General features: G+C 75.2%; 9 protein-coding genes and 1 pseudogene. 3 read left to right on the top strand and 7 right to left on the bottom strand.

All coding sequences use genetic code 11. The features are described 5' to 3' along the window. Positions 1-50 precede the first annotated feature (50 nt). The gene (locus QI554_RS26505; RefSeq protein ID WP_281473021.1) at positions 51-866 is read left to right on the top strand and encodes a sugar phosphate isomerase/epimerase family protein; all 816 of its coding nucleotides are present in this window, start codon (positions 51-53) and stop codon (positions 864-866) included. Between the two features lie 48 nt (positions 867-914). Here the strand turns inward: QI554_RS26505 and QI554_RS26500 are convergent, their stop codons facing one another. Beyond that, positions 915-1,586 (bottom strand): hypothetical protein, encoded by a 672-nt coding sequence (locus tag QI554_RS26500; protein WP_281473019.1) that lies wholly within the window; start codon positions 1,584-1,586, stop codon positions 915-917. 72 nt (positions 1,587-1,658) lie between these two features. Then, positions 1,659-2,801: a serpin family protein gene (locus tag QI554_RS26495; protein WP_281473017.1), complete on the bottom strand. Its 1,143-nt coding sequence runs from the start codon at positions 2,799-2,801 to the stop codon at positions 1,659-1,661. A gap of 107 nt (positions 2,802-2,908) precedes the next feature. On the opposite strand from QI554_RS26495, the gene QI554_RS26490 reads away from it, so the two are divergent. Further along, entirely contained in the window at positions 2,909-3,433 is a 525-nt protein-coding gene (locus tag QI554_RS26490) for a nuclear transport factor 2 family protein (protein ID WP_281473015.1), read from the top strand. 69 nt (positions 3,434-3,502) lie between these two features. Then, positions 3,503-3,991 carry a YndJ family transporter gene (locus QI554_RS26485; protein ID WP_281473013.1) on the top strand — a complete coding sequence of 163 codons (489 nt, stop codon included), beginning with the start codon at positions 3,503-3,505 and terminating at the stop codon, positions 3,989-3,991. On the opposite strand, the gene QI554_RS26480 is transcribed toward QI554_RS26485, so the two are convergent. The 5 genes and pseudogenes from QI554_RS26480 to QI554_RS26460 all read right to left on the bottom strand — a co-directional run. After that, the gene (locus QI554_RS26480; protein WP_281473011.1) at positions 3,988-8,892 is read right to left on the bottom strand and encodes a hypothetical protein; all 4,905 of its coding nucleotides are present in this window, start codon (positions 8,890-8,892) and stop codon (positions 3,988-3,990) included. The genes QI554_RS26485 and QI554_RS26480 overlap by 4 nt on opposite strands. A 106-nt stretch (positions 8,893-8,998) precedes the next feature. Next, entirely contained in the window at positions 8,999-9,865 is an 867-nt protein-coding gene (locus QI554_RS26475; RefSeq protein ID WP_281473009.1) for a hypothetical protein, read from the bottom strand. After that, complete coding sequence (locus QI554_RS26470) at positions 9,862-11,580, bottom strand: hypothetical protein (protein WP_425528058.1); 1,719 nt, start codon at positions 11,578-11,580, stop codon at positions 9,862-9,864. Before QI554_RS26470 ends, QI554_RS26475 begins: the two co-directional genes overlap by 4 nt. A 193-nt stretch (positions 11,581-11,773) precedes the next feature. After that, the gene (locus QI554_RS26465; protein WP_281473005.1) at positions 11,774-13,309 is read right to left on the bottom strand and encodes a HEAT repeat domain-containing protein; all 1,536 of its coding nucleotides are present in this window, start codon (positions 13,307-13,309) and stop codon (positions 11,774-11,776) included. Positions 13,310-14,161: 852 nt separating this feature from the next. Beyond that, positions 14,162-14,270 (bottom strand): annotated as a pseudogene (locus QI554_RS26460) (IS5/IS1182 family transposase); the annotation flags it as partial.

Genomic DNA, 14,270 nt, shown 5'->3' with positions numbered 1-14,270 from the left:
CCGCCTTCAGCCGCCCGTCCGCCCCTCACGCCCGTGATCGGAGCCGCCGCGTGCCCGTGTTCTGCCTCAACACCTTCACGTTCTCGCCGTTCGCCGGCGCCAAGGAGCCGGTCGACTTCGGCGAACTGCTCGACGGTGTGGCGGAGGCCGGGTTCCCGGCGCTGAGCCTGGACGCGTTCACGCTGGCGGCGTACGCCGAGGCCGGGCACACCTACGGGGCGCTGGCCCGGCGGATGCGCGAAGCGGGCCTGGTCTGCCCGGAGATGCTCGGCTTCATGGTCACCGAGGACGACCCCGCGTCGGTCCTGGACGGCGCGCGGACGGTCGCGGACGCGGTGGCGGCGTTCGGCGCGTCGTACGTGCTCGGCATGGTGACCACGCCGCCGGACGACCGGTGCCTCGACCTGTTCGCGGGCTGCGCCGAGATACTCGCGGAGGCGGGCGCCAAGGCCGCGGTGGAGTTCCTGCCGTTCAGCCCCGTCGCGACCGTCGAGCAGGCGCGGGCGCTGGTGCGGCACGCGGGGACCGACCGCGCGGGCGTGGTGGTCGACTCGTGGCACGTGTTCAACGGGCCGGAGACGCTGGAGGGGCTGGCCGCGCTGCCGTTGGAGGAGCTGGCGTACGTCCAGGTCGACGACCACCCGCACGCGCTTCCGGCCGACGCCGACCTGTACACCGAGTGCATGGAGCGGCGGGTGATGCCCGGCGACGGCGTCTTCGACCTCGCGGGGTTCCGCGGGGTGCTGGACGGGATCGGCTTCGACGGGGTGGTGAGCGTCGAGGTGATCAACCCCGCGCTCGCCGCGGCGGGCCCGGCCGCGTTCGCGCGGGACGCGTGGGCCGCCGTCGGACGGGTGTGGGGCTGAGGGGCCGTACCGCGCGCGGCCGGCCCGCTCCCCGCGTCCGTCCGTCGGCTACGCCTCGACCGACTCCTCGCCCAGCGGCGCACTGTGCCAGCGCCACTTGCCCTCGCGCCTGCCGTGCCCGGGGAGTTCGGCGCGGCCGGTGGCCCACAGCATCGTCTGCCAGCGGTGCGTGTCGGCGGGCGCGTCCGGGAACAGCCGGGCCATCACCCGGTCGCACAGGTCGACGGGCGGCGTGAACTCGATGCCGAGGCCCTTGCAGATGTCGTCGGCGTGGACGAGCGTCTCGATGACGCCCATCGCCGCGAAGCCCTCGGGATCGGCGACGCCGTACGAGTGGAAGCCGCGCACCGTGGCGGGCTTCACGGTGACGACGGCGGCGAGCATCCCGGCGCCGACCTCGAGCAGGTGCAGCAGGCCGTCGACGCCCGCCTCGCGGTCGGCCCACAGCGAGTTGTGGGGGCCTTCGGGGCTCTTCTGGTCGTACGTGAACGGGATGTAGGTGTTCGTCCACGGCTTGGCGGGCGCGATCTGCGCGGCGTAGAAGAACAGGTCGTCGATCAGGTGCTCGGCGGTTTCCCAGCACGTCCAGGTGAGGGGTCCGGCCAGGGCGTCCCACGAGGCGTCGGCGGGGGCACGGCGGAAGGCGGCGTTGGCCAGGGAGACGGCGTATTCGACGTCGGCGGCGGTCACAGGGGTACGTGAGGCGTCGGTTTCAGGCATAGGGGCGACGTTAGCGGAGCGGCCCGTCCCGGTCGCGGCGGTTTTCCGCTCCGGGACGGGCGCGCGCGAGCTCTAGGCGCCCGGGTGGCTGGGCACGGCGGCCTGGTAGCCGGCGAACAGCGGTACCGCGCCCGACGCGTCGAGGACGGCGCACGCGAACGGCCGGTCGAAGGTGAGCTCCAGGCGGTTCTCGGGCGGCCGCACCAGACCCGCGGGCGCCATCGCGATCGCGCTGACCGCGGCGGCCTCCACGCCCTCCTCCGCGACCCGCAGCAGCGACTCCTGGGCGACCGCGTCGATGTAGAGCTGCTCGGAGGAGATGCCGCCGAACTCCGCGCCGTGCGGATCCGTCGCCAGCGCGACGCCCAGCGCCCCCAGGTGGCGCGTGACGTCCAGGGTGGTGCGCAGCGCGAAGCGGGGCAGGCGCAGCACGACCTTGGTGTTCGGCGGCACCGGGTTCCCCGTGCTGCGGGGCGCCCAGGCGGCGCTCATGACGGGGGCGGGCGGTGCACCCTGCGGGCCGAGGGCGAACCGCACGACGGCGCCGTGCGTGCCCGCGCAGCGCAGCTCGGCGACGTGGACGGAGCCGCCGTGGGCGCCGACCGTCCAGACGTCGACGGGCGAGACCTCGCGGAACATGAACGGGACGGCTTCGGCGGTGCCGTCGGCGGCGGTGAAGAGCCGGTCGACGGTCTTGGCCGGGTCGAACGGGAACGCCCAACGGGCCTTGATCGCCAGGGCGTTCACCAGCAACAGCCGGGTCTCGGCGGTGACGTCGACCGGCAGTCGTTCGATCATTCCGTCGGTGTGCTCGGCGACCCAGGCGTCGATGCGGGAGACGTCGGCCAGTTCGGCGGTCTCCAGGTCGGGCAGCGCGGCGCTGTACGACGGGCGTACGGGGGTGCGGCTCCACACGCCGGTGGCGACGGCGAGCGCGTCGGTCGCCGCGAGGTCGCGGGCCACCGCGGTGACGAGCGGCGCGGCCTCCTCGCCGGCGGCGCCGAGCAGGTCGGCGAGCTCCTCGGCGGTGTCGCCGAGCGCGCCGCAGGCGACGGCCGCGAGGGCGAGCCACAGCCCGGCGGGCGAGCACGCGGCGTTCCCGCCGGCGCCGCGCACCGCGGGGTCGGACAGCACGGCGTCGAGCCAGCGGGAGCCGAGCTCGCGGATCTCGCCCGCGTACTCCTGGACGGTCAGATCCAACTCGCCGTAAGCCATGCGCTCCGCCTCACGTTCGTCCGCCGGTGGGAGGTCCGTCCCTCCCCTTCGACGCTACCCAAAGGACGGGGGTGGCCGCCGCGATGCGCGGCCGCGACAATCCGGGGATGGAAAACGATCACGCGGTTTCGCGGCTGCTCGCGCGGCAGGAGATCCACGACGTGGTGCTGCGCTACTGCCGGGGGATCGACCGGATGGACCTCGACCTGGTGCGCTCCTGCTACCACCCGGACGCGACCGACGACCACGGGTCGTTCACGGGGACGGCCGACGAGTTCGTGGCGTGGGTGGGGCGGCTGCTGCCGCGCTACGAGACGACGATGCACCTGGTCGCGAACCATCTGGCGGAGTTCCCGGAGGACTCGGCCGACCTGGCGCGGGCGGAGACGTACGGGATCGCCTTCCACCGCAGCGCGTCGCCCGATCCGCGGGGGAACCTGACGATCGGGTTCCGGTACGTCGACGACTTCGCGCGGCGGGACGGCGTGTGGCGGATCGCCCGGCGGGTGGCCACGACGGAGTGGGTGCGGGTGGACGACCCGGAGGGGTGGTGGCCGGTCCCCGACGGCGTGTCGACCGGACGGCGGGACCGCACCGACCCCGTCTACGCGCCGTTCGCGAACGAATCTTGACCCTCCTCTCTTGAACGTGTTCAAATCTCCCCTGTCAGACTTTGAACACGTTCAACTCGGGGGGACCGAGTGCCCGCGCTCCTGCTCAACCTGCTGACCACGGCGGAACTTCTGGCCGTGACTCCGTGGGCCGTCCGCCGCCTCGCCGACCCCGGCGCCCATGCCCTCTCGCGCGTCTGGCTGCTCGCCGCCGCTCCGGCCGCGTTCGCCGTGTGGATGCCGCACGGGCCCGACGCCGTCGCCATGACCCTGCTCTACCTGACGGCCACCCTGGCGCTCGCCTGCTGCGCGCCGCTCCGCCTGCTGCGCACCCGCTCGCTGACCAACCGCGAGATCACGCTCCTGCTGGCGCTGGGCACCCCGTTCCTCGCCGCCGCGGTCCAAGCCGCAGAACGCCTCGGCGCGACGACCGCAGGCCTGGCCCTGACCCCCACCCTGGCCGCCCAGGCCCACCTCGCCGCAACCGCAGTCGTCCTCGCGGGCGCCCTGCTCCCCGCCGCGGAGGCACACGGCGCGGAGCCCGCCGCACGCGACGAGCTCCAGCCGACCGCCGCCTAGGGGACGCTCACGCCCGGGGTGTCGCGGGGGTGGACGACCGTCGGCTCGGCGGCCGAGGGCTCCCCCGGAGCGTCGGCCGGCTTGCGGAAGACCCGTGTCGCGTGGATCTGGCCGAGGCCCTCGGGGATCTCCGGGTTCGGCTGCGGCAGGCCAGGGCGGAGGTGCTCCTCCACGGAGATGTACTTCAGGCCCGCGCGCAGGTCGGCGTCGTTGCGCAGGCGCACGACGAGCGGGAACTCGGCCAGCGCCGTCGTGTCGAACAGGCCCGTCGTGTAGATCAGCTGGACGCCGAGCGCGTCCGCGACGGCCCGCTGGAGCTCCAACAGGTACGCGGCGTTCGCGCGGCCGATCGGGTTGTCCAGGAACAGCGTCCCCGCGTGCCGGTGCCGCGCGCGCCCGCGGTCGTTCGAGCGCAGGGCCGCCATCGTGCAGTACAGCGCGATGGCCGCGGTCAGCAGCTGGCCGCCCGAGAACACGTCGCCCATCTGACCGACCGGCACACGCTCGGCCCGCAGCACCGAGTCCGGCTTGAGGATCTCCACCTGCACGCCGCGCGGCGCCAGGCCCGCGTGGACGCCGCGCAGCAGCAGCGTCATGCCGTCGCGCCGCACCGCCGCCGCGCCCGTCCGCCGGGCCGCCTTGGTGGCCTCGTCGACGACCTCGCCGAGGCAGTCGGACAGGTGCGCCGCGTCCGGGTCGTCGAACCGGATCCGCAGGAACTCCTGGCCCGACCACTCGCCGAGCTCCTCCGGCAGCCGCGACAGCCGCTGCGCCGCGCGCAGGGTCGTCAGCGACGCCTCGACCATGCCGCGCAGCCGGTCGACGATGCTGTCGCGGTTGCGCTCGATCTGCGCCAGCTCGTCGGTCAGCACCCGCAGCCGCGGCTCGAACGCCGCCGCCCACGCCAGCGCGTGCTCCGGCAGCGCGGACAGCGGCAGTTCGCGGATCTGCTGGCGGGCCGGCATGCGGACCTGCTCGAAGCGGCCCGCGCCCGCGTGCCGGACGACGGCCTCCGCGCGTTCGCGGACCTGCCCCTCGGCGGCCGACAGCTCGCCCGCGGCGGCCCGCAGCGCGCGGCGGCACCCGGTGGCGGCCTCACGTGCCTCGGTGGAGGCGCCCTCGTACGGCACCGCGTCCTCGTCGTCGGGCGTCTCGGCGGCAGGCAGGGTGTCGGTCAGCGACACCGAGATCTCGGCGAACGTCGCCGCGCCGGACTCCGCGTCGGACAGCCCGCGGACGAGCCGGGTGTGCGTGTCACGGGCGGCGTCGACGCGCTCGGTGCACGCGGCCTGCTCGGCCGCGGCCTCGCGCAGCAGCTCCTGCGCGTGCTCCGGGTCGCGCGGAACACGGCTCTCGGGCAGCTCGACGTGCGCCTCGCGGCCGTCGCCGGGTGCGTGCCGCTCGGCCTCGCCGCGGAGCCGGCCGAGGAGTTCGTTGGCCGCGTCGGCGCGGCCCTCGATCGTCCGGACGTGCTCCTCGGCGCGGGTCGCGGCGGCGAGCCGGGACGGCCCGTCGGCGCCGTCCGGCCCGGCCAGCAGCTCGCCCGCGTGCTTGCGCACGCGCGCGGACAGCCGGTCCAACGCCGCCTGCGCGGCGGCCTGTTCGCTCTCCGCCCGGGCCTGCTCGGCGCGCAGGTCCGCGCCGACACCGACCTTGTCGTACAGCACGGACGCGGTCCGGTACGCCTCGCGCAGCGCCGGCAGCGCGGCGGGCGGCTCGCCGGTCTCTGCCGCGTCGGCGTCGTCGGGCGCGCCGCTGATGGCGGCACGTTCCTCACGCAGGGCGCGCGCGGTGCGGCGGGCGTCGTCGGCGGCCCGCTGCGCCTGGCGGCGGTCCTGGTCGGCGGCGCGGGCGTGCGCTTGGTTGGCCTCGGCGGCACGCTCGTGTTCGCCGGTCTCCTGGTCGAGTTCGCGGATACGCCGGGTCCAGCCCGCGCGTTCGCGCAGCCGGAACGCGAGACCCGCGAGCGTGTCGGCGCGGCGGCGGGCCAGCTGCGCGGCGTCCATCCGGCGGTCGCGCTGGTCGACGGCGCGGGCCCGCACGGTCTCGGCCGCGGCCGCGGCGGCCTCGGCGGCGTTGCCCGCGGCGCGCGCGTCGACCAGTGCGGTGGTGGCGGCCTCGACGGCGCCCACGAGTTCGGCGACCCGGCCCTCGGGGCACGCGGCACGCCACGCGGCCAGGCGCCCGGCGAGTGCCCTGTCGCCCTCGAGGCGCGCGGCGCGGCCGCGGATGGCGTCGTCGCGGTCGGTGGCACGGCGGCGCAGCGCGGTGCGCTCGGTGTCGGCGGCGCGTTCGTCGTGCATGGCGGGGTTCGGCGGGACGAGGAACGTCTCCTCGGTGCCGGGCGCGGCGGACTCGCGGGCGGCGAGCAGCGCGTCGGGCGTGCCGACCGCGACCGCCGAGCGGGGCAGCAGCGCGGCCTCCGCCAACGCCTCGCGGGCGCGCGGCATTTCGGTGGGCGAGGTGACGATGACGCCGTCGACGAGGTCGGGGTGCGCGGCCAGGACGGCGGCGTGCCGCTCGGCCGGCACCGACTGCGCGAGGTAGCGCCAGCCGGGCAGCGCGGGGATGCCGTGCTCGCCGAGGTACTCGACGGTGGCCAGCACGTCGGCGCTCGGCGGCAGCAGGCCCCCGTCACCGAGCGCGGCCAGGATCCGGGCGTCCTCGGCGGCCTCGGTGCGCAGCGCGAACAACGCGCGCTCGCCGTCGGCCACGGCGTCGGTGAGCAGCCCGGCGAGGACGCCCGCCGCCCGGTCGAGCACACCGGCGGGGCCCGCGGGGTCGTCGGCGCGGCGGCCGAAGGCGTCCAGCCGCCCGGCACGGCGCCGGTCCGCGCCCCCGCGCCGCCCGTTACCCGACGCCCCGTTCGGCCACTCGGCGTCGGCTGCGGCCTGGTCCGCGTCGAGGTCACCGGCCTGGCCCGCGAAGCCGGTTCGCCCGTTGCGACCGCGCATCGCGGCGGACTCGCCCGACGCGCCCTCGCCGTACCCGCCGGCGTCGCTGTCGTCCGCACCGTCCGCGCTGTTGCGACCGTCGCCCCGCCCGGCACCGTCGCCCGCCGAGCCGCGGCCACCTCGCCCACGGCCCTCGTCGGCCCCGTCGAACGCGCCTTCCAGGCTCAGCAGTTCCCGCACCCGCGGCTCGTCGAGCAGCTCGCGCGCGGACGCCTGCACGCCCGCCAGCTCGTGTTCGGCGGCGGCCAGCTTGTCCGACGCGCGCGCGGCGGCGAGTTGGGCGCGGCCGCGTTCGGCCTCGGCGTCGCGGACCGCGCCGGTGGCGGACTCGACGGCGGCACGGGCCTCGCCCCACGCGGCGGACGCGGACTTCTCCTCGGCGGCGGCGCGTTCGGCGGCCTCCGCCGGGTCGTCGTGCTCGGCGATCCAGCCGGCCTCCACGGCCTGGCCGAGCTCGCTGCCGACCTCGCTGAGCCGGGCGCGCAGGTGGACGGCCTCACTGCGGGTGCGCTGCGACTCGGTCGCGGCGACCGTCGCGGCGCGCTGCGCGGCCTCGCCGCGGTCCTGGAGTTCGGCGGCGCGGGCCTCTTCCTCGTCGGCCCGCTCCTCGGCGACGGTGGCGGCGGCGTGCAGCGCGCGCACCAGCGCCCCGGCGGCGGCCTGACGGGCGGCGAGGGCGGGGGCGGCGTCGCGTTCGGCGGCCTGGATGGCGGCGGCGACCCGTTCCGCGCGGTCGGCGGCGGTGCGCTGCCGCAGCACGGCCTCGGTGCCGAGCCAGGCGGCGTGCAGGCCGCGGGCCTCGGTGAGTTCGCGCTTGAGCGCGGCGCCGTCCGCCTCCGCGGCGGCGAGCCGCATCGCCGCGTGCCGGTGGGTGATCTCGGCGGTGACGAGCGAGGTGTGCGCGCGCTGCCGCTGCGCCGCGTCGACGGCTTCGGCGGCGGCCGCGACCTGGTCGGACAGGTCGGCGGCGCGGCCGCGTTCGCGTTCGGCGCGCAGCGCGAGGCGGTGGCCGAGCTCGCGGGCCTCGTGCTCCGCGGCCTGGTGCGCGGCGCGTACCCGGCCGCGCTGGTCCGCGGTGTCGGCGAGGCTGTGCAGCAGACCGGTGGCGCCCTCGACGAAGTCGCGCTCGGCCATGAGTTCGGCGCGCTGCGACAGCTTGGCGGCGAACCCGTCGACGAGGTCCGCGAGTCCGTCGGTGTCGGCGGTGTCGGTGACGGCGCGCAGCAGCAGGTCGACGAAGTCGGCGTCGTTCTTGACCGCGAACAGACCCGCGGCCTCGCCCTCGTCGGCGTTCATCTCACGCTGGTAGCGGAACAGCTCGGGGTCGAGGCCGAGGTGGTTGAGGTGGTCGTTCCACCTCTCGTGGATCTCCTCCCACACCACGTCGACGTCGGGGTAGAGCTTGACGGTCTCGGCGAGCGCGTCGCGGAACCCGCGCATGGTGCGGCGGCGTCCGGCGGACACCACCGGCAGGTCGTCGAGCGTGAGCCCGGGCCCGGGCCGGAACGAGTACCAGGCCTCGGCGAACTTGCGCGGGTCGGACGAGACCTGGCGGCCGCGCCACTCGCTGACCTTGCCGACGACGACCAGTTCGCCGGTCTGCGTGTGCTGCCACTCCAGCGCCACGTGCCCGCAGTCGTCGGCGAGCAGGAACTTGCGCAGCACGCCCGAGCTCGCGCCGCCGAGCGTGTTGCGGTGGCCGGGCAGCATGACCGAGAAGATCAGCTTGAGCAGCACCGACTTGCCGCCGCCGTTCTCCAGGAACAGCACGCCGGCGGGCGCGGGCCGGCGCGGCGGGCCGACCGGTTCGCCCTCGAACAGCTGGGCCTGGCGCGGCGCCGGGTCGGGCACCGGCTCGCCGACGCCGCGCAGGTCGAGCACGGTGTCGGCGTAGCGCGCACCCGCGGGCCCGATGGAGAACAGGCGGACGCGGGACAGCTCGTACATCGGTGGCGGTCTTCTCTCGGTTCGGCCGGGCCGGGGACGGTCTTGGAGGGTGCCGCGCGGTGGCGCGGTGGTGCGGCGGGTGCTTCGCGTGCGTCGGGAGAGCGGGTCAGATCCCGTGGAACGGCAGCCCCGCGCCGGGCGCCAGCTCCCCCGCGTCGTCGCTCGGCGGTACCAGCGTGGCGCTGCCGTCCGACACCGGGACGACGCCCAGTTCGAGCAGCTCGCTCATCGCCGCGCTGCCCGCCATGTCGCGCACCTGGAGCTGGTAGCGGGCGGTCGTGCGGTAGGTGCCGCCGGCCTCGTCCGAGACCCGCTGCAGGAAGCCCGAGTCGACGAGGAACGCGACCGCCTTGCCGACGATGCCGATGGTGGACGCCGACAGCCGGCGCGCGTCCTTGGTCGCACCGGTCGCGCTGCGCCGCGCGTACACCCGCCACGCGGCCTCGAGGCCTGGCGCGTCGGTCGCCGGGTCGGCGTTCTCGCCGGTCTCCTCGGCGCGCTGTTCGAGGCGGCGGCAGGCCTGCCGGACGAACGCGTCGACGCCGTGCACGCTGATCCGGCCGACGTACGCGTCCTCGGCCAGGTCCTCCGGGCGCGGGAACGCCAGTGCCGCTATGGCCAGATGGGCCAGGCCGTGCAGGAACCGGTCGGCGGACTCGCTGGAGGCGCGCCGCGCGTAGTCGCTCATGCGGACCGCGAACACCGAGTCCTCGGCGGCGGTCACGGCCATCCCCGCGCGCGGCGACACCTCGAGCACGACGAGGCCGAGCCCGGCGGCCACCGCGTCGGACAGCGCGGCGAAGCGCGGGTCCTCGCGGTGCCGGCGCACGAGTTCGGCGTACTCGGCGTCCCGGGCCGGGAGCAGCTTGGGCTGCAGGCCGAACGCCACGAGGCGCGCCGCGTCGCTGACGTCCGCGGGCGTGAGTGCGGGAGGTGCCGGGGCCTGGCGGTCCAGCACGGTGGGGTCGGTCATGCGTCCTGCCCGTCCCTGGGGTGCGTGATGTGCGGTGCTTGCGGCGTGGCGGCCGGTGCCGCCTGTGCAACCGGTGCCGACGGTTCGGCGGCCGGGCGCGGCGGGGCGGCCGCCACGGGGTCGAGGAGGTCGATGCCGTCGGCGAGCGCGTCGCGCAGGTCGCCTCCGAGGCCGCCCAACGCGTCGGATACTACTGGCGGTTCGCCCGCCGCCGAGCCGCCGTCGCCGGTCAGCAGCGCGGTGCCGACGATCAGGTCCGCGCCGCCCACCTCCGGGTCGTCGAGGACCGCGCCGTCGTCGACCGCGACCAGCAGCGACGTGTCGCCCTGCCGCAACGCGGTACCGACCGGCGGCGACGCGGCGTGGAACGCGAGCAGCGCGACCAGGTACGGCAGATCGGGGTCGTTCGCGCGCGCCTCGGCGAGCAGCCCGGACAGCCGCCGCGGCGCGTCCGGCGGCAGGTCGAGCAGGGCCGCCGCGGCATCGTGCTGCGCCTCGCTGAACCGGCTGTCGTCGGCCTTCTCCACCAGGTCGGGCTCGGGCAGTTCGGCCCCGAGGTGCTCGCGCTCGACGGGTGGTGTGAGCAGCAGTTCGGTGAGGTCGTACAGGCGCACCGACACCGGTGTGCGCAGGCCGACGCCGGTCGCGAAGAACCGGTCCGTGACGGTGCGGGCGTCCCCGACGCCGAGTTCGAGGACGGGGCGCAGCAACTGCCCGTACAGGTCGAGCCCCGGGCGCTGCGGCCGCGCCGCGAACGCCTGCCGGTCCTGCTCGGCGCGGAACAGCGGGCCGGCCTCCATGAGCCGGGTCTGCAGCTGGGTGTGGCGGCGGATGCAGTCCTGCACGATGTCGACCAGCTCGGCCGCGCTGCGCTTGTGGTCGGGCTCCTCGGCCTCGTCGCGCGCCCGCCGGATGTTCGTCAGGATCGCGTTCTCGTGCCGGTACCGCTCGGCGACGTGGTCGAGCGCCTCGTCTATCAGGTCGGGGACCGCGCGCAGCCAGTCGACGGCCCGCACGTTGCGGCGGGTCGCCTCAAGCGCGCGGCGCAGCGTTTCGGCGTACTGCACGGTGCGGTAGCGGGCCTGTTCGGCGGCGAACCGGGCCTCGGCGAGGCGGCCGCGGCGGATCAGGTGTTCGAGCTTGACCTCGGCGGCGATCTGCGCGCTGGTGACGTCGGTGTCGAGCGCGCCGACGAGGACGTTGACCGCCTCGTCGGTGGCGCGCAGGAAGATGTCGCCGTCCGGCCCCGGGACCTCTTCGAGCAGCTTGAAGTCGTAGTCGCGGCGGACGTATCCCTCGCCCTGCGTCCACGTGCCGTAGACGGCGCGGAAGCCGCGGTCGACGCTGCCGACGTTGATGAGGTTCTCCAGCACCCAGCGGGCCACCCGCTCGTGCTCGGCCGGGCTGCGCTCCGGCGCCTGCGCGGCGACGCGCGGGCGCAGGCGGGAGACGACGTCCTCGTGGTCGGCGCCCGTGTCGAAGTCCATCGTCACGGTGACCAGGTCGATCGCGGTCAGCCCGAGCTCGGCCATCGCGTAGACCGTGTACTCGCCGGCGAGGTTGGCCTTGCGGGCCTCCAGGTCGTGGAGGGGCGCGGTGCAGGCCAGCGCTTTGAGGCGGCGCGCGAGTCCGTCCTCGGTGACCCCCGACCGGTACGGCGACGCCCCGGGAAGGGGCTGGGCGCCAACGGGGGCAGCATGGGCGGAAACGGTCACGGTCGACAAGAGTAGGGGGTCCGGCCGACAGCCCTCGCCACGCATCGCCGACGGCGCGCGGGGTTCGTTGCGCCGGTCGGCGGTGTGCGGGCGTCACCCGATCGGGACCGGCCGCCGTGGTAGGGGGGTCGCGGCGGATCGGCGAGGGTTCAGCGGTGGTCGGTGGGGGTCGAAGGGGGCGGGGGCGGGGCGGTCACAGGGCGGCCAGTCTGCGGCGTGCGGCGGCCCGGACGTCGTCGTCCTCGGCGGGGTCCCGGGCGAGTTCGCGCAGCCGCTCCGGCACGCCGTCGACGGCGGTGTCCGCCGAGTCGACACCGACCATGCGGGTGCCTGCCTCGCAGTCCCACAGGCAGTCCACCGCCGTGGTGACGGTGAAGCCGGGATCTATGCGGGCGAGCGTCTCCACGGCACGGGACCGGACACCGGCGCACGGGCTGACCCGGTACAGGTCGCGGACCGGCTCCAGGGCCTCGACCAGGCCCAGCCTTCCGATGCCGTCGACGACGTCCAGCAAGGTGAAACGCTCCTGCTGAACGGTGCGCAGGCCTCGACGCAGGGCGGCGATCAACGCGGGTCCGTCCGACGGCTCTCCGGCTCCGGCCAGTATCCGGACGGCGGCCTGCTCGAGGACGCCTCCGGCGGCGACCCAGCCGCGTGCCCGGGCGACGGCTTCGCCCGTACGGAGAGCGCCGACGGCCTGGACGGCGACCTGACGCACCTGGACGGGCGTCTCGGGCGCCAGAGCGCTCTCCGCCAGATCCAGCAGCGCGGGATCGCCGACCTCGCCGAGGTAGCGCAGCGCTGCGACTCTCGCGCCCGCCGCGCCCGACCAGGCGGTCGCGAGGATGAGGCCTCGGTGCTCGGCGGTCGCGACGGAGGCGAGTCTCCTGCCGCACACCATGCTCCGACGCGGGCTGGCGGCGGCCTCGGAGAGGACCTGGTCGACGGTGACGTTCTGTTGACCGGTCTCGTGACCGGTCTCGGATTGCCCGCCGGGTGCGGGCGCGGTTCGGGGGGTGTGGTTTGTGCTCTCCGGGCTCCCGGGGGTGTCGCCGGAGTCGGACTTGCCGCGCGCGAGCTCCCAGCGCCACCAGTCCAGGTCGACCTGCTCGACGATGGCCCGCATGCGGGGGTCGGTGACGGCCCAGGTGCGCCACGGGCGCATGCCGGAGCTTTGCCGGACGCAGTCGTACAACTCGTCGTCGTCGGCGCGTTCCAGCGCGACGGCGAGCATGCCGTCCAACGCCCGGGGGTCGGCGGCGCGGGCGAGCTGGTCGAGGGCGAGCGTCCAGTCGCGGCCCTCGGCGGCGTAGCGGCGCAAGAGCCCCGTCGCGTCGGAGCGGCCGGCTCTGGCGAGGACGCCCAGGACCGCCAACGGGAGCGCGGTACGGTCCGCGTCCTCGTCGGTCCAGTCCTCGTCGCAGATCAGGTGCGACGTGAGGGCGTCGAGGCTGACGCCCAGCTCGGCGTATAGCCGCGCGTAATAAAGGGAGCGGGATTCGGTCGCCGGTACGGCGCGCGGATCCCGCAACACACAGGAGTCCAAAGCGGCGACCACAGCGGCGCGCGCGTCGGGCTCACGGACGGCGAGCGCCCGGCGGGCACCCTCTCCGTGGCCGCTGCGGAGCTGCGCGATCAGGTCGCTCGGCGGGGGACCGGACGGGCCGCTCGCGGCGCCGGCGGGCTTGCCGGCGGCCGGCTCGTTTGCGGCGCGTGCCCGACTGGTCATGACTTGGTCCTGGCTGGCTCGAACATGTCGCCAGCATCCGATGTGCCGGATCAGGGGGCAACAGGATTTCAACCACGTGAACGCCGGGTGGCGTCCGGCGGGCGGTTTTCCGGGACACGCGGGGTGCGTGAGGTGAAAAGCCGTCGCGTGGTCGGTCTCGTCGCGGAATCCTGATCCTCTACCGGGTGCCGGCGACCGACGGGAAGACCCCGGCGGCGGGGGCGAGCATACGGGGCTGCGGGGCGGTTGGCCCATCCCTTGGCGAAGGGCTGTGACCCAACCGCTCGGTGCGTTGACGTGTGTTTTGGCCGAACGGCTCGTGTGGACTGCGCTTGGTCTGCACCGTGCGTGACCTGAACCGCGGATGGAGGCCTCCCGCCCCTCCCGCGGCTTGGTCTGCACCGTGCGTGACCTGAACCGCGGATGGAGGCCTCCCGCCCCTCCCGCTCTGGGATTTTGCGCGCGGACGGCCCGCGCCTCAAGCCGCGCCGAACCATCACTTTCAGCGGCGGCCTGTCCCGGGGTTGAGGGGGCGGCTTGACCCGCGGGCCGTCCGCGCTGAACCACCTCGCACCTGGCGGGAGGGGCGCGGGGTGTGGACGCACTTTGTTTGCTTTGCTCCGCCGGGCTGCGGTTTGCGTGGGGTGCGGGCGGGCTTTGTTGCTGGGGTTCGTTGCGCTGCCGGGCTTCGTGCCAGCGTGGGGCCGCGCCTGCTTAAGTCGGTTGGGGGCACGGCCTCGACCCCCCATCACTTTGCCGTCACGTATGCGAATCACCAGAACTCCCTCATCAGGGGGTGTTCGCGTCACACTTGCGTCACCGGCTCGTCGGGGTTAGGGCCTGTCTTACGAATCAAGACTTGAGCCAAAGGAAGATCGCGGCGACGTTGAGTGCGGCTTGGTAGTTGGTGGCGAGTTTGTCGGTGCGCATGGCGATGCCGCGCCACTGCTTGAGCCGGTTG

Source organism: Yinghuangia seranimata (assembly GCF_029953285.1).
Lineage (GTDB): Bacteria > Actinomycetota > Actinomycetes > Streptomycetales > Streptomycetaceae > Yinghuangia > Yinghuangia seranimata.
This window is presented reverse-complemented; position numbering and strand designations above follow the sequence as displayed.